This window comes from Paenibacillus sp. CH40 (assembly GCF_024213605.1).
Lineage (GTDB): Bacteria > Bacillota > Bacilli > Paenibacillales > Paenibacillaceae > Paenibacillus > Paenibacillus polymyxa_B.
Genome location: NZ_JANAVQ010000005.1, coordinates 55,346 through 73,395, shown reverse-complemented (window position 1 = coordinate 73,395; position 18,050 = coordinate 55,346). Strand labels below are relative to the sequence as shown.

19 protein-coding genes and 1 other annotated feature are annotated in these 18,050 nt (G+C 45.8%); of the genes, 7 read left to right on the top strand and 12 right to left on the bottom strand.

The features are described 5' to 3' along the window. Positions 1 to 40: 40 nt before the first annotated feature. Positions 41 to 1,030, bottom strand: coding sequence for a tryptophan--tRNA ligase (gene trpS / locus NLX73_RS16230; RefSeq protein ID WP_254326698.1), 990 nt, complete (start codon positions 1,028 to 1,030; stop codon positions 41 to 43). A gap of 51 nt (positions 1,031 to 1,081) precedes the next feature. After that, positions 1,082 to 1,340, bottom strand: a binding site (T-box leader). A 141-nt stretch (positions 1,341 to 1,481) separates the two neighbouring features. On the opposite strand from trpS, the gene NLX73_RS16225 reads away from it, so the two are divergent. Both NLX73_RS16225 and NLX73_RS16220 read left to right on the top strand, forming a co-directional pair. Beyond that, the gene (locus NLX73_RS16225; protein ID WP_250270224.1) at positions 1,482 to 2,447 is read left to right on the top strand and encodes an aldose 1-epimerase; all 966 of its coding nucleotides are present in this window, start codon (positions 1,482 to 1,484) and stop codon (positions 2,445 to 2,447) included. Between the two features lie 90 nt (positions 2,448 to 2,537). After that, positions 2,538 to 2,774 (top strand): alpha/beta-type small acid-soluble spore protein, encoded by a 237-nt coding sequence (locus NLX73_RS16220; RefSeq protein WP_013311861.1) that lies wholly within the window; start codon positions 2,538 to 2,540, stop codon positions 2,772 to 2,774. Between the two features lie 122 nt (positions 2,775 to 2,896). Here NLX73_RS16220 and NLX73_RS16215 read toward each other — a convergent pair whose 3' ends face one another. Continuing rightward, the gene (locus tag NLX73_RS16215) at positions 2,897 to 3,298 is read right to left on the bottom strand and encodes a hypothetical protein (protein ID WP_013311862.1); all 402 of its coding nucleotides are present in this window, start codon (positions 3,296 to 3,298) and stop codon (positions 2,897 to 2,899) included. A gap of 261 nt (positions 3,299 to 3,559) precedes the next feature. Next, on the bottom strand, positions 3,560 to 5,347 hold the full coding sequence (locus NLX73_RS16210; RefSeq protein WP_250266634.1) for a M3 family oligoendopeptidase: 1,788 nt from the start codon (positions 5,345 to 5,347) through the stop codon (positions 3,560 to 3,562). Positions 5,348 to 5,444: 97 nt separating this feature from the next. Here NLX73_RS16210 and NLX73_RS16205 point away from each other — a divergent pair, with 97 nt between their 5' ends. Together NLX73_RS16205 and NLX73_RS16200 are read left to right on the top strand one after the other, a co-directional pair. Then, positions 5,445 to 5,615, top strand: coding sequence for a YycC family protein (locus NLX73_RS16205; protein ID WP_013311864.1), 171 nt, complete (start codon positions 5,445 to 5,447; stop codon positions 5,613 to 5,615). Further along, complete coding sequence (locus tag NLX73_RS16200) at positions 5,612 to 5,848, top strand: hypothetical protein (protein ID WP_023990206.1); 237 nt, start codon at positions 5,612 to 5,614, stop codon at positions 5,846 to 5,848. The genes NLX73_RS16205 and NLX73_RS16200 overlap by 4 nt, the downstream gene beginning before the upstream one ends. Positions 5,849 to 5,940: 92 nt before the next feature. Here NLX73_RS16200 and NLX73_RS16195 read toward each other — a convergent pair whose 3' ends face one another. Further along, the gene (locus tag NLX73_RS16195) at positions 5,941 to 6,672 is read right to left on the bottom strand and encodes a DUF2225 domain-containing protein (protein ID WP_254326697.1); all 732 of its coding nucleotides are present in this window, start codon (positions 6,670 to 6,672) and stop codon (positions 5,941 to 5,943) included. Between the two features lie 21 nt (positions 6,673 to 6,693). Then, positions 6,694 to 7,071 (bottom strand): globin domain-containing protein, encoded by a 378-nt coding sequence (locus tag NLX73_RS16190; RefSeq protein ID WP_023990208.1) that lies wholly within the window; start codon positions 7,069 to 7,071, stop codon positions 6,694 to 6,696. Between the two features lie 410 nt (positions 7,072 to 7,481). Here NLX73_RS16190 and ylbJ point away from each other — a divergent pair, with 410 nt between their 5' ends. Then, the gene (gene ylbJ / locus NLX73_RS16185) at positions 7,482 to 8,780 is read left to right on the top strand and encodes a sporulation integral membrane protein YlbJ (protein WP_254326696.1); all 1,299 of its coding nucleotides are present in this window, start codon (positions 7,482 to 7,484) and stop codon (positions 8,778 to 8,780) included. 66 nt (positions 8,781 to 8,846) lie between these two features. Next, positions 8,847 to 9,650: an NAD kinase gene (locus NLX73_RS16180; RefSeq protein WP_013372943.1), complete on the top strand. Its 804-nt coding sequence runs from the start codon at positions 8,847 to 8,849 to the stop codon at positions 9,648 to 9,650. A gap of 58 nt (positions 9,651 to 9,708) precedes the next feature. On the opposite strand, the gene NLX73_RS16175 is transcribed toward NLX73_RS16180, so the two are convergent. Continuing rightward, entirely contained in the window at positions 9,709 to 10,560 is an 852-nt protein-coding gene (locus NLX73_RS16175) for a YutD-like domain-containing protein (RefSeq protein ID WP_254326695.1), read from the bottom strand. 24 nt (positions 10,561 to 10,584) lie between these two features. Further along, positions 10,585 to 11,487, bottom strand: coding sequence for a lipoyl synthase (lipA, locus tag NLX73_RS16170; protein ID WP_069290345.1), 903 nt, complete (start codon positions 11,485 to 11,487; stop codon positions 10,585 to 10,587). A gap of 246 nt (positions 11,488 to 11,733) precedes the next feature. Here lipA and NLX73_RS16165 point away from each other — a divergent pair, with 246 nt between their 5' ends. Then, entirely contained in the window at positions 11,734 to 12,840 is a 1,107-nt protein-coding gene (locus NLX73_RS16165; RefSeq protein WP_254326694.1) for a M23 family metallopeptidase, read from the top strand. A gap of 46 nt (positions 12,841 to 12,886) precedes the next feature. Here the strand turns inward: NLX73_RS16165 and yunB are convergent, their stop codons facing one another. The 5 genes from yunB to NLX73_RS16140 all read right to left on the bottom strand — a co-directional run bounded on the left by yunB (position 12,887) and on the right by NLX73_RS16140 (position 17,977). Then, positions 12,887 to 13,693 (bottom strand): sporulation protein YunB, encoded by an 807-nt coding sequence (gene yunB, locus NLX73_RS16160; RefSeq protein WP_414126568.1) that lies wholly within the window; start codon positions 13,691 to 13,693, stop codon positions 12,887 to 12,889. A gap of 129 nt (positions 13,694 to 13,822) precedes the next feature. After that, complete coding sequence (locus tag NLX73_RS16155) at positions 13,823 to 14,755, bottom strand: aldo/keto reductase (protein WP_254326693.1); 933 nt, start codon at positions 14,753 to 14,755, stop codon at positions 13,823 to 13,825. A gap of 83 nt (positions 14,756 to 14,838) precedes the next feature. Next, entirely contained in the window at positions 14,839 to 15,675 is an 837-nt protein-coding gene (locus NLX73_RS16150) for a carbohydrate ABC transporter permease (RefSeq protein WP_254326692.1), read from the bottom strand. Between the two features lie 2 nt (positions 15,676 to 15,677). Beyond that, entirely contained in the window at positions 15,678 to 16,580 is a 903-nt protein-coding gene (locus NLX73_RS16145) for a carbohydrate ABC transporter permease (RefSeq protein WP_069290350.1), read from the bottom strand. Between the two features lie 32 nt (positions 16,581 to 16,612). Beyond that, entirely contained in the window at positions 16,613 to 17,977 is a 1,365-nt protein-coding gene (locus NLX73_RS16140; RefSeq protein ID WP_061829872.1) for an ABC transporter substrate-binding protein, read from the bottom strand. Between the last annotated feature and the right edge of the window lie 73 nt (positions 17,978 to 18,050).

Below are 18,050 nucleotides of genomic sequence, written 5' to 3'. Positions count from 1 at the left end.
AATCCTTTAAAAGGCCTAATCCGTTTCGTCTCAATATGCTTTAGCGTACACGTGGCAGAAAGCCCATGCGCTCTTTGACCGCAGACAGCGTGACTTCAGCCGCTTCTTGTGCACGCTCTGCGGATTGGGCTAAAATACGTCCAATCTCACCGGATTCCCGGATGTCGCGATAGCGTTGCTGAATCGGTTCAAGCATAGCTACAACGGTCTCTGCCAGTTCTTTTTTAAATGTTCCGTACATTTGACCTTCATAGCGATCCTGCACTTCTTGGAGTGACAAACCGGAACACTGGCTGTAGATGCCCATCAGATTACTTATTTCCGGTTTATTGGCCGGATCATATCTAACCTCACTGCCGGAATCAGTAGTAGCGCGGCTGATTTTCTTGCGTATGACTTTCGGTTCGTCTAGTAGCGCAATAAAGCTGCCTGCATTCGGATTGCTCTTGCTCATTTTTTTGGATACATCATCCAGGGACATAATTCTCGCCCCTACTTCAGGGATATACGGTTCAGGAACAGTAAAATAATCTCCATAACGGTGATTAAAGCGACCCGCCAAATCGCGTGTCAGCTCCAGATGCTGTTTCTGATCGTCGCCTACCGGGACGAGATCCGCGTTGTAGAGCAAAATGTCAGCTGCCATCAACGATGGATATACGAACAGCCCTGCTCCTACAGAGTCCTTGCCTGCTGCTTTGTCCTTAAACTGAGTCATACGTTCCAACTCGCCCATATTCGTCAGTGTTGTCATCAACCATCCCAACTCAGCGTGCTGAGGGACATGGGATTGTAAAAAGACATTGGATTTCTCCAGGTTAATACCTGCTGCGATAAATAATGCTGCTACCGCCTCCGACTGCTCACGTAATTGAGCCGGTTCCTGCGGTACGGTAATTGCATGAAGGTCTACGACCATAAAGTAACATTGATGATCCTCTTGCAATTTGACAAAGTTTTTCATGGCACCAATGTAATTGCCCAAAGTAAGTTGTCCGCTAGGCTGAATACCTGAAAGTACAGTTTTCATATTCTTCCTCCTCAGTATTTCAAAATTAGAACGCAAAAAGGCCCCGCATCCTCAAGGGACGCGAGACCGTGGTACCACCCTTATTCATTGCCGTCAGCCTATTACTTGTCGGAGCTATGCTCCGTGGCTGCCTGCAATCTTAAGGCTCCGTTAACGGGGAGCAATCGGCCGTCATACTGAGGACAGTAAATTCCTGTTCTGTACGGCACTCCAAGGTCCATTCAGCAGTGCAGGCTCACCGGTTCCCATCCACCACCGGCTTTCTGAAGAGCTTATGCGAAAGCTTACTTGTCCTCATCATCGCGTTATCCATGTCATTACTTTCTAAACTACATTAATGATAATTCCGCATAATGTTATTGTCAAATGACGATTGTGCCCTATGACCAAAAATCTGTTATCATAATGACACGAAGCTTCAACCGATTATAGTGGACAAAGGAGCATGGATATGAAACAAGTGACCAAAGAACACTGGAACGGTTACGATACGTATGTTTTACATAGTGGTGAACTGGAAGTTACGATGATCCCTCGCCTCGGGAATAATATTATTTCAGTGCGTGATCTGAAACTCGACCGGGATATCGTACGTCGGCCCGGTGAGGAAGAATTGGCTTTCTATTTACAAAAGCCTTATCATTTTGGCTTGCCCATTTTGATTCCTCCAGGCCGAATTCGCAAGGGACAATTTGAGTTTGACGGTGTTCCTTATCAGTTCGACCGAAATACAGCCAATGACAATCATATACACGGTCTGCATCGTAATCAATCCTGGCGCTGCAGTGATATTGAAGAGGATGAAGAAGGTTGCAGTGTTACTACCGAGCTTTTAACAGAAAGTGATCCGCACTGGATGGAACAATTCCCCATTCCTTTACGTTTGGAGATGACGTATCGCTTGCAGGGTGCTGTATTAAGTCAAACGCTGCGCGTAACGAATTTGGGTGAAAAAGCAGCCCCATTTGGCTTGGGATATCACACTTGGTTTATGGTGGACGGAGAACCTGAGCGCTGGCGTCTAAAGCTACCTGTGAACGGCGTATATGAGCAGGATGCTGAACAGCTACCTACAGGTATCATTACTTCGTTAGATGACTTGGAACAGCTCTCTTCGGGACTTTCTCTGAAAGGAACAAATCTAGACACTCTGCTGCGGGCAACGGAAGGCCCTGCTGAAGCTCTTTTGACTCGTGACGACGGTTATCAAATCCGCTACACAGCAGATGAGCAATATTATAAGTATTGGGTTTTATATACCAAAGGTGAATGCGACCAGTATCTTTGCATTGAGCCTTATACATGTCTGCCTGATGCGCCCAATTCACCTGATCCTGTCGGGGAAGCCGGACTGATCCGTTTGGAGCCTCAGCAATCCATCGATCTCAAAACTCAAATTCATATCATATATCCGTAATTTTCCTCTAGTCACTTTTCTTCCTTCGGCGCATATTTTCATAACTCTGTCGCATACTAACCTCATCACAGCCGAAGGAGGTGACTACACATGAATGAAGCTAATCAAGGCAGAAGCCGTCGCAGTAACAACCTAGTTGTTCCTCAAGCCAACAACGCATTGCAACAATTGAAATATGAAGCTGCACAAGAGCTGGGCATCACCATTCCGGCAGATGGTTACTACGGTGACATGCCATCCCGTGAAGCTGGTTCTCTGGGAGGCTATATCACTAAACGCTTGGTACAGCTGGCCGAACAGCAATTATCAGGTCGTTCAGGTCAATAAGCGTCATTATTCCACATGAGCATTCCGTTCATCGTAATTTACCAAAATGTGTTATAACGGGTATATAACAAAGGCGGTCTTCCTTAGGAAGGCCGCCTTTTCTTTACTTTTTTTTAATTGAATTATTCGGAATTAGCCGCTCGGTATGTAGGCTTGTTGTAGCGGATCATGAGATTCGCCATGTTGTAGTTGGACTCCAGTGTTGCATCTACCAAAATCGTTCCTTGTCTAATGGCAAAATCGAAAGCAATCTCACCATGAGTCCAGCTACGCTTATGATTTAGCGTTTCTAGAGCCATACGCCGAAAATCCTCCCGATGCTTTGCTGATAACCCCGGTTCTACTGCTGCAAATGTGCCCCCTTTACCTGCAAGCGGGTTATGGCGAATCCCAAATTTCCCAACTACATTGTTACGTATTTGTACAAATACGATACCTGAGGACAAACCCGCCAGTTCATTATCCAGTTCTTTTAAAACGATATCCATCTGCCTTGCTAACGACAATTGACCTACTTCATCCATTACAAAAACCCTCCTATATACCTTATCAAGAAATAATTAATAGGTCTTACGGCTCAATTATATGCGAAGATTTTTAACCTTACAATCAAAACCAACATAATTGGGTATTTATAACTATTTTCTAAGTATATCCATCATTTTAAATTTCGCCAACAGGTAATGTTAATTACACTTCGACATTTTGCGACTTTGTTCATCATCTTCTGCAAAAATCACAAAAAAGGCCTCCCTTATGGGAGACCTTTCAAAAGTGTAAATCTGTTATTTTGTCATTTGTAAAAATTGCTCAATATCCTGAACAGTAACTTGCGCAGCATTACGCCAGAAGTCAGCCTGTGTTAAATCGGTACCTAAGTGCTTGGAAGCCAATTCTTCGACTGTCATGCGACCCGTATCACGCAGCAAGGCATCATATTGGTCGGCGAAGCCGTCAGGATTTTCCTTCGCAATAGCGTAAATTCCTGCACTGAACATATACCCGAATGTGTACGGGAAGTTGTAGAAAGGAGTGTTCGTAATATAGAAATGTAGCTTGGATGCCCAAAAATGAGGATGAGCCTCATCCAGGATACCACTAAACGCTTCACGCTGCGCTTGTTCCATCAACTCGCTTAATTGTTGCGCTCCTACAACTCCTTTTTTCCGCAGCTCGTAAAAACGGGTTTCAAACAGGAAACGAGCATGAATGTTCATAAAGAAGGCTACACCACGCTGAATTTTATCCTCCAGCAAAGCGACTTTCTCCTGACCCTCGGCAGCTTCCAGCAAAGCATCTGATACAATTAGTTCTGCCAGCGTTGATGCCGTCTCAGCTACGTTCATGGCATAGTTTTGATTCAATGGGTGCAATTCATTCATCACATGCTGATGATAACCGTGTCCGAGCTCATGGGCCAGTGTCGAAACGTTGGATGGTGATCCGGCATAGGTCATAAAAATACGGGTCTCTTTGCTCAGACGCAGAGATGTACAGAAACCGCCCGGACGTTTGCCTGGACGATCCTCTGCTTCGATCCAGCTTTTCTCAAAAGCCATTTGGGCAAAGTCAGCCATTCTCGAGCTAAATTTACCAAATTGCTCAACAATCGTTACAGCAGCATCGTCGTAAGGGATTTTAGTAGTTGATGTCCCCAGCGGAGCTTCAACGTCATGCCAGGAAAGCTTCTCTAAGCCCAGCAGTTTTGCTTTCCGCTCCAAGTATTTGACTACAATAGGCTTTGTTTCATTAATAACCTGCCACATCGTATCCAGCGTTTGTGCAGACATACGGCTGATTTCCAACGGTTCCTTAAGCACATCTGTCCAGCCTCGTTTTTCATATAGCTTCAGACGAAAGCCTGCCAAATGATTCAATGTATCCGCGCAATAGTCCTCTACCTGAGTCCATGCCTCTTCCCAACGTGCAAACACGTCTTTACGTACGCTGCGATCTGCTTCATCCAGCTTATTAGCAGCCTGACCTACAGACAAGTTTACGATCTCGCCATTTTCCGGCACGGGGATCGTCATATTTTTGACAATAGTATCATAAAAGTCGCCCCAGCCATGGTAGCCATCCACTGCGAGATCCAATGCAAGACTTTCCAGCTCAGGAGCCATTTTTTCACGTGCTTCGTTCCGATATTCGGTCAGGACAAAAGAAATCGGCTGGATAGCTTCGCGCTCCATCCATTTCTGCCAAATGTCTTCACTGGTTTGTGCCAGCAAGTTCTGGAAAGATACTAAAGCACTTTTCCCTTGGGCATACAGCGTGTTGACACGCGCCCCCAGTTGAACAGCCAGCTTGTCGTGCTGGTTTTGAGCAGTTAGACAAGAGACAAAGGAACCCGCCTGCGACGCACCATTAAACAGCTCCTGTAAGCTATTCAGTACACTATCCAGACGCTCGGTATCCAATACCGTTTGTGGTACTTTGGCTGCTTTAAGCTGGGATTGCAGCTGTTGGACCTTGCTCTCCATTTCTTCCAAAAATGCATGAAATGAGGCAGAGGAAGATCCTCCGCTAAAAATAGATTCCAGATCCCATGTTTGCTTTAACGGTGTTTTCATAATAGTTCCACCTTTCTTTTTTGGCGAATTCATGTGGTTTCATATACAATAAAGTTACATCGTGATCGTAAATCACTACAATTGGGAGGAAAACAGGATGAGACCCTTACAAATTTCGCCGGAAACGGCTGTGAAATTATCCGAAAAGCTCGGCATTCCGCTGGAACACCTTATGCATACACCCCAGCACATTTTGATGCAAAAGCTGGCCGAACTGGCTAAAGAGGAAACCGCTGACCCGAACGGCGGAGAATCGAACAAATCATGATCCCTTTTCATAAAACCTGGCCTTATGACATCGTCATGGGAGACGTTTATGTACAGTCTTGTCCGTTTTGCGACCATGATAATGTTTTGCTGCCCCTGAAGCCAAAAGAACTTAAGCTCATACACGAAGGTATGAAAAAGTTGCTTGTGTTTCCATGCTGCCATAACAAGGTTACTTTGGTGGATTGTGATGACGATTATTTGCTGTCAGATACCACATTGCGTCATCATTAATTCATGAGGCAGTTGTAAGATAAGATAACCCGTTTTACAAACAAGGTGTGAACCATGAGCCTAAATCGGCCATAGTGCACACCTTTATTTCTTCAAGAGGAGCTTGCGTCCTGCATTTCCTCCGGCAGTTGGAAATTTTTAGCCAACATTTGTTCTCGCAGTACAGACCACTGTTCACGGGAAGCCCGGATCATAGCTGCATCCATAATCTTTTTGTCATTAATGACACGCGAAAACCAGCGTACCGCTTCGTGAAAGTTGCCTGTACGTCGATGCAGTTCACCAATCAGATAAAGCAGTTTGGCATTATTCGCCCCGACACCCTCCAGCTCATAGACCCGAACATACGAATCCAGACTAAATTTGAGAAAGCGAAGCTCCTGCTCCTCATTTCCCTGGTATCTGTACATCCATGCGATATGCTGTAATATACTGGCTACTACGCGTTCCTTTTCTCCGATGACCTGGGCACAGAGTAAACCCAGTTTATACGTTTCTAATGCCTCTTCCCAGCTACGATGCCCGCCATATTCGCGAGACTGCCAGCGGTTACCGATTTTATCCTTAAATATCTTGGTTTGCTGATCGCTTAACTGAACGGTAGAGTGCTCTGTCGAGGTAAATCCACAATGAGGACAGACCCTTACGACATAAAAATCCGGATTTTCATTCTTATAATAAGCACAAAAATCTGAATCCGTACGAATGGCCTTCTTTAGGCTTGGTCTGACACGGGATGTCTGAAATTCTTCTTCACAATGTGGGCAAGCGATTTTGATCTGATATAACGGTTCAAGTTCCAATGTTTTTACAACCCTCTCCAAAATTCGGCAATCCCCGAATGCTTACGGGGTATTTACAAAATGATGCGCAGGACCAGACAAACGGTTAAGTATGATTGAACGAAGCGGCTCCTCAATGCCCGTATCCGTTAACGCACCTGCCATACAAGACAACCATGCCTCTGCTCGCTCCTCCGTTACGGGAAACTTCATATGTCTGGCACGTAACATCGGATGACCATATGCATCAGAAAAAAGAGACGGTCCTCCAAAAAACTGGCTCAGGAACATATACTGCTTTTCCTTAACCGGTTCCATGTCTTTAGGAAACAGGGGACTTAACAACGGATCTTTATAAACTCTCGGGTAGAAGGCCTCAATAATAGCACGAACACCTTCCGCACCCCCAAGGTTGTCATAAATGCTCAGGCTAGGATTCACTTTTCTCCAACTTTCTGTGCTATGGTAATAAATATACACCCGTATTATAACAAAAAACAAAAAATGACGCTAAAAATAAGCGTCATTTTATCAATTTAACATATGAAGAGGGTGTGCTTCGTTGCACACAGCTTCGTCATTCTATAAACACAACTAATAACTCCGCCAATCCTCTTCACCGGGATGGACGAGAGAGGCACGAATAACATACACAAAAGCACATACGAACAGACCGGCAACGATACTCATCCTGATCACTCCATCCTTAAGGTTATGGATCGTTGTTTTCCTATTTTAACATACTATTTACAAAAATACAGCATTAGATGTAATCGTTTTCTTTGATTTTTTGTACTCTTTGTCCATCCCCGGCATAGGTATATTAGTACAACTCCAAAGGAGGGGCCTCTATGTCGCTATACCGTCGTTACTCGCTTCCTCTGCTCATCCTTACACTGCTATTCCTATTTATGCTTATGGCTGTATACCCGCAATCTTCTCTGAATGCCGGGCTTCGGGGGCTTGCCATCTGGTGGGACGTGCTGTTTCCGTCTTTATTCCCGTTTTTCGTTATTTCCGAGCTTCTCCTCGGTTTCGGCATTGTTCATTTCATAGGTGCGCTGTTAGATCCGCTGATGCAGCCTCTATTCCGTGTACCTGGCTGTGGGGGGTTTGTCGCTGCGGTCAGCTGCGCATCCGGTTACCCGATTGGAGCTAAACTAACAGCCAAGCTGTGGGAGCAAAAATGGATCACACGCATTGAAGGAGAGCGTTTGGTCGCGTTTACCACTTCCTCTGATCCGATATTTTTGATCGGTGCGGTTTCCGTTGGCTTCTTCCATCAACCAGAAATTGCACTCGTACTGGGCGCGGCCCATTATGGTGGCGTGCTCATCATCGGGCTGCTTATGCGCTTCCACGGTTCCCGTTCAGGGGAAACAGATACTCGCAGCGACCGGCCTCAACCTACTCAAAAAGCCTGGTCGAAGTCCACGAATACAAAAGCAGCAGGTCGCAATAGGCAGCCTGGCCCCCTACGCCAAGCATTATATGCCATGCATACAGCTCGTTTGGAAGATGGTCGCCCATTGGGTGAGTTACTTCGTCAGGCGATTACTTCCTCCCTACGCCTTATTATTGTCGTAGGAGGGCTAGTTGTATTCTTCTGCGTCATTTTAGAAGCTTTGACGAACTCCGGTTTAATGAGCGGGCTTCATCTGCTTACGGCAAGCCTATTGACTGCATGTGGTCTTCCTCCTACGTTAACGGAGTCCATCGTGGGTGGTATTTTCGAAGTCACTTTAGGAGCGCAAGCCGCAGGTGAAGCCACGGCAGCAGCGTTACCATTCAAGGTAGCCGCAGCCGCTTTTGTTCTCTCCTGGGGCGGGCTGTCGGTTCATGCGCAGGTTGCAAGTATTTTAAATATGACAAATCTCCGCTATATGCCATTTTTGTTGGCCCGGGCTGCGCATGGCATCATCTCAGCACTGCTAGCTCTCGTGTTATGGCGGCCTCTGATGGGACAGGGAAGCTCTCCAGTCTTTTCTCCAATATACGACATCGCGTGGTCTCCTGGCTTCTCGTCCGCCATGCTGTTGCAAAGTCTGCTAGTTCTTGCCTTTATACTGGCTGGAATGCTTAGTCTCTCATGGTTGAGTGTGGGTACAAGTCGCTTATACATACGTTTGAGAAGAACACACAGGCAATGAACGATTGTGTTCTTGCTCATAATTGATTATGATCGATATATACCCATGACAAAGGAGCTTTTCATCTTGAGATATTATGTTCTGGATCGCGGGGATCAGCACTCCATGGACTTGAGTCAGCAATTTCACCGTCTTGCCCAAGAAAAGAATTTCAAGCTGGATGCCGAATCGCCGGAAATCGTCGTGTCTATTGGAGGCGATGGTACGATGCTTCATGCGTTTCATACCTTCATCGACCGCATTCCGGATATTGCCTTTGTTGGTGTACATACCGGTCATCTGGGCTTTTATGCTGATTGGCGTGCGGACGAGCTGGAGGAGCTAATCCACCTGATGAGCCAAAGCGGATCTGAGGGACCGCTTAACCCGAGAATCGTTAAGTATCCACTGATTGAGTTGGAAATTCACAAGAAGTCAGGCAATGCTTCTTTTATTGCCTTGAATGAGTTTACGTTAAAAGGGGTGGATGGCACTGTCGTTGCCCAAGTAGATATTAACGATATCACCTTTGAGATGTTTCGCGGTGACGGTATATGTGTTTCTACCCCCTCTGGAACGACCGCCTATAATAAAGCACTTGGCGGAGCTATGGTTCACCCCACCATTGAAGCATTGCAATTGACTGAGATCGCTTCCATTAATAACCGCGTGTATCGGACACTGGGATCGCCATTGCTACTGCCCAAACACCATCATTGTGATATTTTTTCACGGAAAGATCAGCGTCTTTTATTGACAGTAGATCACCTGAACTTTCCTGTCGATGACTTAATCTCTGTTCGATGTCAGGTCGCAAGTCAGAAGATCAGCTTCGCTCGTTACCGTCCTTTCCCATTTTGGGATCGAGTACGCAACGCTTTTCTTAATTAGAACCTATAAAAGAGCCGACTCTGGCTCTTTTTTTACAAACAAAACGGTTCCTGAAAATTCAGGAACCGTTTTGTTGTGGAGCTGTAAATGTCTTATTCTTTTTACTACCCTCAGCTCTTTCGGCTTTAGCAGCTGGCTGGGTCTGACGCTGGCCCTCAGATTCACGAGAGACACGAACTTGCCGTCCCTCCCGATTTTCCTTTGACTGACGCTCATAGCGTGGTCCACGCGATTCCTTTTTATCGAAACTTCCCTGCTGATTGCGCTGTCTGCGTGGTTCACGGGTTTGCTGCCCTTCACCCGGATTCCGTCCATCCTTTGCTTCACGTCTTTCTCTGGATGGACGAATTTCGCGAGCTTCACGCGGCTGTCGTTCACGTACTTCTTGGGCATCCTTCGGTTCCCGACGTTGCAACTCACGTGGTTCTCGGGACTCTCGAGGCTGCTCCACTCGCGATTCCTCTGTAGCTGTGGAATCCTGCTGTGGTTGCGGCCACTCCTGTTCTTCAGCTGTATGTTGCAATACTTCTTGCTGCTCTTCGGTTTCTAACGTTCCCGCTTGTTCCCTTTGAGCATCTACCAACTGCTGAATATCTGGAGCAATGATTTCATCATTGGCGCCGTTTTTATTAACCACTTCACGGCTTTTTTGCAACACAAAATAGGCACAGCCAAAATTGCAGTATTCATTAATGTAATCGTCCAGTACCACTATAGATGTATCCTTATTTGCTTTGGGATGACCGTCTCGATAAAAGCCCTTCAGACGTAGCTGATTGTAACCCCAATCACCAATAATGTAATCATAGCGATCCAGCACTTCACTATACCGATCACGAAACGCTTCGGGATTCCACCCGTTCTTGTGATCCTGCAACAATTCATAGTTTTTACCACCGATTTGAAACAAGCTATTCTGACCGCCTTTCCCGGATCAAGCCTGCGAAAGGGCGCCTTCTTCCTTATGCTGAGCAGCTGACTTCACCTGCTCATGCGCTTGGTAGGAGCTGCGGACCAACGGTCCAGATTCAACGTGGCTGAATCCCCGCTGTAATCCCTCTTCCTTTAACTTCGCAAAATCTTCCGGTGGATAATATTTTTGCACATATAAATGTTTCTCGGACGGCTGCAAATATTGACCAATTGTCAGAATGTCACAATCGACTTTACGCAGATCATCCATGGCTTGTAAGATCTCGTCCCACTCTTCTCCGACACCTAGCATGATGCTTGATTTCGTTGGAATAGCCGGATTTAATTGCTTCGCATGTTGAAGCAGCTCCAGAGAGCGACGGTATTTCGCTTTAGCCCGAACCTTGTCGGACATACGCTCCACCGTTTCAATATTATGATTCAGAATATCTGGTTTGGCATCCATGACGATTCGCAGCGATTCAATATCGCCCATAAAATCGGGAATCAATACTTCTACACTGCAAAGAGGTAATCGGCGGCGAATCGCACGAACCGTTTCTGCAAATATAGTAGCGCCCCCATCTTTCAAATCGTCGCGAGCCACACTGGTAACGACACAGTGCTTCAAATTCATGTTTTCAGCCGCTTCCGCGACGCGTTCAGGCTCCTGCAAGTCCAGTTCCGTAGGCATTCCCGTATTTACTGCGCAAAAACGACACGCACGCGTACAAATATCACCCAAAATCATAAATGTAGCTGTCCTATTGGCCCAGCATTCATATATATTAGGGCATCGTGCCTCCTCACATACGGTATGTAATGTCTTGGAACGCATCATGCTCTTGATTTCCTGATAGTTATCGCCTGTCGTAAGTTTAATACGAATCCAGTCGGGCTTAGCTTCCTTTACTTTTCTAGACAATGGCATAGACCTTCTTTCTGATAAGCTTAAGCTGTCATTGCCATACATTATAACATGAAAGCCATGGAAAAACCTCCATTCATTGTTCCCTTTTTGATATGACATTGATGCCGGAAAAAGTAAACTCTTTACATGGATAAAAGCGGCGGATATGGCTCAATCTAAACAAAAGCGCCCTATTCACGCTATTGTATACGGGCCTAGAATTTATCGGGCGATCAAGCCCTTTATAGGAGGTCGGTTCACGTGCCTTACCCTACGCGGACAGCCCGAGCTGTTCGTCTGTTATCGCTGCTGTTATGTGCTACTACACTGACAACGGCCTGTCCGCTTCCTGCCCATGCCTTTGCCAATCACTTACAGTCCTCGTCCGCCGAAAGCAACCTGACCGCAAATGTAGATGCTTCACATGCTCAGTCTTCGTTGTATACGTCCAGGCTGGCTTTATATCATTCCATCGAAGCCCTGACTGGAGTTCCTTGGTACAGACTGGCCGCTATCGACCAGTATGAACGCACACTTACGGTGGCCCATCCCAAGGATCGGAAGCATGCGGAACGAATCATAGGTATTTTCATCACGGGACCAGTCTGGTCCGGCATGTTGAACCCTGATTCGGAGGATCAAAATCCGCGTTCCATTGAACTATTTTCCGGGCTGGGACAAGACGGTTCGGGTGATGGAATCGCTGACCGTAATAATGACAAGGATCTGCTGTTCAGCATCGCATCTTATCTCGGAAAGTATGGAAACAACGAGGATGAATTTGGTATTGCCGTTTGGGAATATTACCATAACAGCCGCGCAGTTCAAAGAGTTCAGCAGTTTGCTAAGCTGTATCGGACGTATGGCAAGCTGGATCTGGTCAGTCAAGCTTTCCCCCTTCCTTTAGGCAGCATTTATAGCTACCGCAGCACATGGGGAAGCCGTCGCAGCTGGGGCGGCTACCGGATACATGAAGGAACTGATCTGTTTGCTGGCTATGGAGTTCCAGTTCGCAGTACCTGCTACGGTGTAGTTGAGATGAAGGGCTGGAATCCCTTCGGCGGATGGCGAATCGGAATCCGAGATCTCAACAACCGCTATCACTACTATGCGCATCTTTCCGGCTTTGACAAAACCGTCCACAACGGAGACATCGTTACACCCGGCCAGACGGTTGGCTGGGTCGGAAGCTCGGGCTATGGAAAACCCGGTACCCAAGGCAAGTTTCCACCGCATCTGCACTATGGTATATATCGTGACAATGGTTGGGCAGATTGGTCCTTTGACCCGTATCCGTTATTAAGACAGTGGGAGCAGTCCGAACGCAAAGCGCTCAAAACAGGAAAAACAAAAGGGACCTCCTCATAGGGTCCCTTTTGTTTTTCCTAGGCAGCTCACGTCAGTCCCCTCCGCTCTATGGCGTTGGGGACTGGCTAGAGGTGTTTTGGTTTTCCTGTGCCTCTGGAACACTTTCTATGGTGGGATCTATAGCGCCGCTACTCTCTATGGAATGGGGAGGCAACGCCAACTGCGGAGCGGCTGCACCATTTTTACCCACTGGTTTACCCTGATTGTCATAGTAGTACATCGGAACGTTGCCTACCACTAATAAATAAGAAACCGGAATTTCCGTCTCCACAATCTGAGGTTGCATCTCAAACGGTATAACCACGGACACTTCCGTCGTAATCCGAATGTACACTTCCACCAAGATCATGTTTATGCCCGCATCCTGTTGACGGGTATTTAAATCCACCTTGATTGCTCCATGCGGCTCCACCTTTAGGGGGACCGTTGGTCCATAAGCTGCCAACAGTGGACTGCCCAATGCCTGACCAATCGGAACGCTCTCATCAAAATGGCTCATGCTGTCCATCGTTGCCTTGACTGCTTTGAGCGTATCTGACGTAATTCTCATATGTTCCGCATAATTCAGAACAAAACCGGAGGTTCTCCCTTGTGCATCCGTTCTCCATTCGATCAAATTATCAGCTGTCTTCCCCTGCTCTACCTGTGCTGTAATTGCTGAATTAATAGCCTCCGTCGCCATTTGTTTAACCCGCACTTTTGCCAGGTGCATCATGGGCGGCTTCAAATGCTGCTCCACATAAGCAGCCATCTGTATGATCCCTACCAACAGCGCCAGTGCCACAATAAAAAAAAACCTACGTCTGCCGCGTCGCCTTCTGTTGGGTGCGCTGTGCCATTGCGGTCTTCTCATCATCCGATCCCCCCGCAGCGTTGAACTTACCCTACAAGGATATGCGAGCTGTACACGAAAAAGAAGCCGCCCGTCCGGCAGCTTCTCTAAATGGAACAAATATATAAATGCAAATATAAGGTGCACTCATTATTTGAAAATATGGTCAATCTTTTCGATATCAGCCTGACTCAATTGGACATTTAGCGTCTTCAGATTCGCCAGCACCTGCTCCGGCCCCTTCGCCCCTGGAATGAGGGCATCAATCGAATCACGGGTCAAATACCATGCGAGTACAACATGAGCAACCTCTGCATTCAACGCATTGGCAATCTCCCGTACCTGCTCCACTTTGTCCAAATTACGAGCAAATGCATCGCCCTGAAACAATGGATTTTTCGCTCTGATGTCCGAGAAGGTCATGTCTTTCGTATACTTACCCCCCAGCAATCCCGAAGCTAACGGGAAATAAGGCACAAACGAAATACCATTTTCCTTGGTATAAGGCAGCAGATCCTTCTCAGCTTCCCGTTGAAACAAATTATATTGGGATTGAAGCACATCTACATAACCGTCACTATTCGCATCCTTAAGTTGTTCAATGGAGAAGTTAGATACACCAATGGCCTTGATTTTGCCTTCGTCCTTGAGCTTCTTCAGTTCTCCGACTGCTTCTGCCTTCGGTGTAGTTTCGTCCGGGAAATGGATGTAAAACAGATCAATATAATCGGTCTGCAATCTTTTCAGACTGGATTCGACGGATTCACGCAAAAAAGCAGGCGAGTTGTCAAAAACGACCTCTCCGTTTACGAATTTGTGTGCACCCTTCGTGGCAATAACAGCTTTATCACGCTGACCACGCTCTTTCAGTACCTCACCAATCAACCGTTCCGAGTGCTCAGGTCCATAAATAAAAGCCGTATCCAGAAAATTGATGCCGTTGTCCAAAGCTGTGCGAACAACTTCTTTGCCCGTTTCATCATTCAAATCGGAAAAGAGATTATGTCCTCCCACTTTATTTGCACCCAAACCGATTGGTTTTACATATAAATCTGTTTTACCAAGACGCACTTGCTCTGCCAATTCACGTCATCTCCTTTTCGAAAGTTACTTCCATTTTATTATTAGATTCCAAAAAAAGCAAAGTGCGTACCTGGCAGTTGTCCTCATCCTTTAATCCCCGTCAAGGCAATCCCTTCCATAAAATACTTCTGTCCTATGGCAAACAGAATAATAGCAGGCAAGACTACAATTAAAGATGCGGCCATCAAAACGCCCCATTGAGCCGAATATATTCCCTGAAACTGCTGTAGCCCAATCGCCAACGTAAATTTGCTCTCATCATTAAGGTAAACCAGCGGTCCCATAAAATCATTCCATGTGTTCAAAAACGTAAATAACCCAATGACCAAAATCGCCGACCTCGACAAAGGCAAAATAATACGGGTAAAAATCGTAAAATGATTGCCTCCATCCACAAATACAGCTTCATCCAGTTCTCGCGGTAGAGTCATGTAAAATTGTCTTAGCAAAAAAATATTAAAAACGCCTCCACCAAAAAACGAAGGTAATACCAATGGAACGTACGAATTAACCATGCCTAATGCCTGCCAACCAATAAATGACGGAATCAGTGTGACTGCAAACGGAAGCATCATGCTGCTTAATAATAGAGCAAATACCTTATCTCTTCCCTTCCATCTCATTCGCGCAAAGCTATAGGCAGAAATGGTACTCGACAGAAGTACACCCACCAAAGTACCCGCAACGACGATAAATGTATTCATAAAATAGCGTCCAAACGATAACTCTTCAAACGGCTGTAAAAAATTCTCGAGTACAAAAGGCTCTGGAATCCATTTCGGCGGGATCAAAAAAATCTGACTTAAATCCATCATGGAGCTTCGCACCAGCCAGTAAAAAGGAAACATACAAAACAGGGAGCCTACTATGAGAACTGTGTAGAGTAACACCCTGCTCCCACTCCAACCGCGTTTTTTCATCTTCATGCCCCCCCGCCTTCGTAATACACCCATTTTCGGGCTGTCTTGAACAGAAAGGCAGTGAATACCAAAACGACAATAAAGAGCACCCAAGCAATAGCACAGGCATAACCCATATTCGAAAAGGTAAATGCCTCGCGGAACAAATAAAAGGTATAAAACAAGCTGGAGTTATTGGGTCCGCCCTGAGTCATGACGTAAGGCTGAACAAACACTTGAAACCCACCGATAAAGCCCATAATCGTATTAAAAAAAATAGTGGGCGATGTCAATGGAATTGTAATATACATAAGCTTATGAAGAGCATTTCCACCGTCAATTTCAATGGCTTCATAATAATGTCTAGGTATATCTTGCAAGCCTGCCAGAAAAATAATCATGGTTCCTCCAACGGTCCACAAACTCATTAAAACCAGCGTAGGAACTACCGACCCTTCGCTATAGATCCACTGACTTTCGGGCAAATGCAGCGCACGCAGCACCACATTTAGCAAGCCAAGATCCGGATCAAACAGCCACATCCAGATCATAGACGATGCTATGAGTGGCACAATGGTAGGGAGATAAAAAACAGTCCTGAAAAAAGCCAGACCTTTTACCTTTTGATTAAGTAATATCGCTAAAAAGAAAGCTACAATAATTTGCAGGGGCACACTTAGAAACACATAATAAAACGTAACCCCGAGTGATTTATAAAAAAATTGATCCGTACCGTCAAATAAGTGGACGTAATTATCCAGACCGATAAAATGGGCTTGTGAAGCAACCTTGTAATCGGTAAGACTGAACCAGAGACTAGCGATCATCGGTCCCAGAACAAAAATGACAAAGCCGAGAATAGCAGGGGCGGCAAAAAGCCACCCCAACCCATTTTCCTTCTTACGAATAGAAGATAATGATTGCATTCTATCCCTCTCTTTCTGTCAAAACACTCACCCTATTCTTTTGGATACGTCCCCTTAAATTCCGCGTTGGCCTTTGCGGAAACCTCCCTAAATGCTTGCTCCACCGTTTTCTTTCCTAGCCATACCTGATCCAGCGCCGGGTTAATGATGGCATTGATTTTTTCCGAGTTTTTCAGATAATAGTCGTAAGAATTAACACCGTTATGCAGCGTTTGGTTCATGACAGCATCACGGTAACCATCGGCATGACCTGGTTTGACATCGGCCCATTTGCTAATCAAGTCTGGTTCGGTGTACCACTTTTTCATGACAGGCATCCACAATCCGCTGGAATGCATGTCAAGTCCGCTTTCAGCATCCAGCAAGAATTTATAAAACATCCATGCTTCTTTAGGATGTTTGGTTTTGGCAGAAATCACTTCCGGTTCGCCAAACAGGATCGTTTTGCTGCTCTTCAGTTTAGGCAACACGCCTACACCAAAATTCACTTTCGATTCTCCAAGATCCAATTGAACCCACTGTCCATCCAGATCCATCGCTACACGTTTACTTTGCAGTGCTACGGCCGGGGAAGGTATATTTTTGGACTGCGTCGGCGACGGTGCTACATGATAAACGTTGATCAGATCAGCCATTTTCTGAACAGCTTCAATCACATCAGGGCTCTCAAGATTAAGCGAGTCCCCTTTGTCTGAAATGACACTTGCGTTATTGGAAGGCACAAGCAAATGCCACATCCATGTATCAAACCGAACTCCATACTGTTTAATGTTACTTGCATCGAAATTGGGGCTGAGCGCATTATTTCCCGCTTTATCAATGGTGAGCTTTTGTGCTGTCTCTAAAAACTGCTCCCATGTCCAAGCCTCTTCAGCCTTTACTGGTGGCAAAGCAACACCAGCCTCATCAAACAAATCTTTATTGTAATAGAGGGCGAAAGCTTCCTCAGTTACCTTGACCCCTGCCACTTTGTCCTTATCCCAATAGATGACTGAATTAGGAATAAGACTTTCCTTCGTTAGCTCCTTATCCTCCTTCAAAAATTCATTTAAATTATATAGTTTGCCTTGTTCAGCCCATTGCAGAGCCTGTGCTTTATAAATGGGAAATACATCGGGTGCCTGATTGGCAGCAAACATCGTCGTTAATTTGGTAACGTAATCTCCGGGGATATGCATATAGTTGATTTTGATCCACGGATATTTCTCTGTAAATTTTTTAGCGATTTCCTGCTGAACCTTCTTTTCATTGGTGCTCCCCCAACTGGCATAGGTCAGTGTCACTTGCTCGTGACCCTGCAAATCAACTGGTTTGCTGCTGCTCTCATTTGAACTACAGGCTGACATAAGCCCAACGATCAAGCACATGCAGACGATCCATAATTTTCGTTTTAACATGAGTAACGCCCCCAAACCGGTTATTTTTTTATCTTTTCGTTTGTTGCTTCGTCACTAAACTTATTTTAGCAAA

Bases quoted from the DNA above. Each gene is read 5' to 3' on its own strand.
- trpS (WP_254326698.1), bottom strand. From the start codon at position 1,030: ATGAAAACTGTACTTTCAGGTATTCAGCCTAGCGGACAACTTACTTTG.
- NLX73_RS16225 (WP_250270224.1), top strand. From the start codon at position 1,482: ATGAAACAAGTGACCAAAGAACACTGGAACGGTTACGATACGTATGTT.
- NLX73_RS16220 (WP_013311861.1), top strand. From the start codon at position 2,538: ATGAATGAAGCTAATCAAGGCAGAAGCCGTCGCAGTAACAACCTAGTT.
- NLX73_RS16215 (WP_013311862.1), bottom strand. From the start codon at position 3,298: ATGGATGAAGTAGGTCAATTGTCGTTAGCAAGGCAGATGGATATCGTT.
- NLX73_RS16210 (WP_250266634.1), bottom strand. From the start codon at position 5,347: ATGAAAACACCGTTAAAGCAAACATGGGATCTGGAATCTATTTTTAGC.
- NLX73_RS16205 (WP_013311864.1), top strand. From the start codon at position 5,445: ATGAGACCCTTACAAATTTCGCCGGAAACGGCTGTGAAATTATCCGAA.
- NLX73_RS16200 (WP_023990206.1), top strand. From the start codon at position 5,612: ATGATCCCTTTTCATAAAACCTGGCCTTATGACATCGTCATGGGAGAC.
- ylbJ (WP_254326696.1), top strand. From the start codon at position 7,482: ATGTCGCTATACCGTCGTTACTCGCTTCCTCTGCTCATCCTTACACTG.
- yunB (WP_414126568.1), bottom strand. From the start codon at position 13,693: ATGAGAAGACCGCAATGGCACAGCGCACCCAACAGAAGGCGACGCGGC.
- NLX73_RS16150 (WP_254326692.1), bottom strand. From the start codon at position 15,675: ATGAAAAAACGCGGTTGGAGTGGGAGCAGGGTGTTACTCTACACAGTT.
- NLX73_RS16145 (WP_069290350.1), bottom strand. From the start codon at position 16,580: ATGCAATCATTATCTTCTATTCGTAAGAAGGAAAATGGGTTGGGGTGG.
- NLX73_RS16140 (WP_061829872.1), bottom strand. From the start codon at position 17,977: ATGTTAAAACGAAAATTATGGATCGTCTGCATGTGCTTGATCGTTGGG.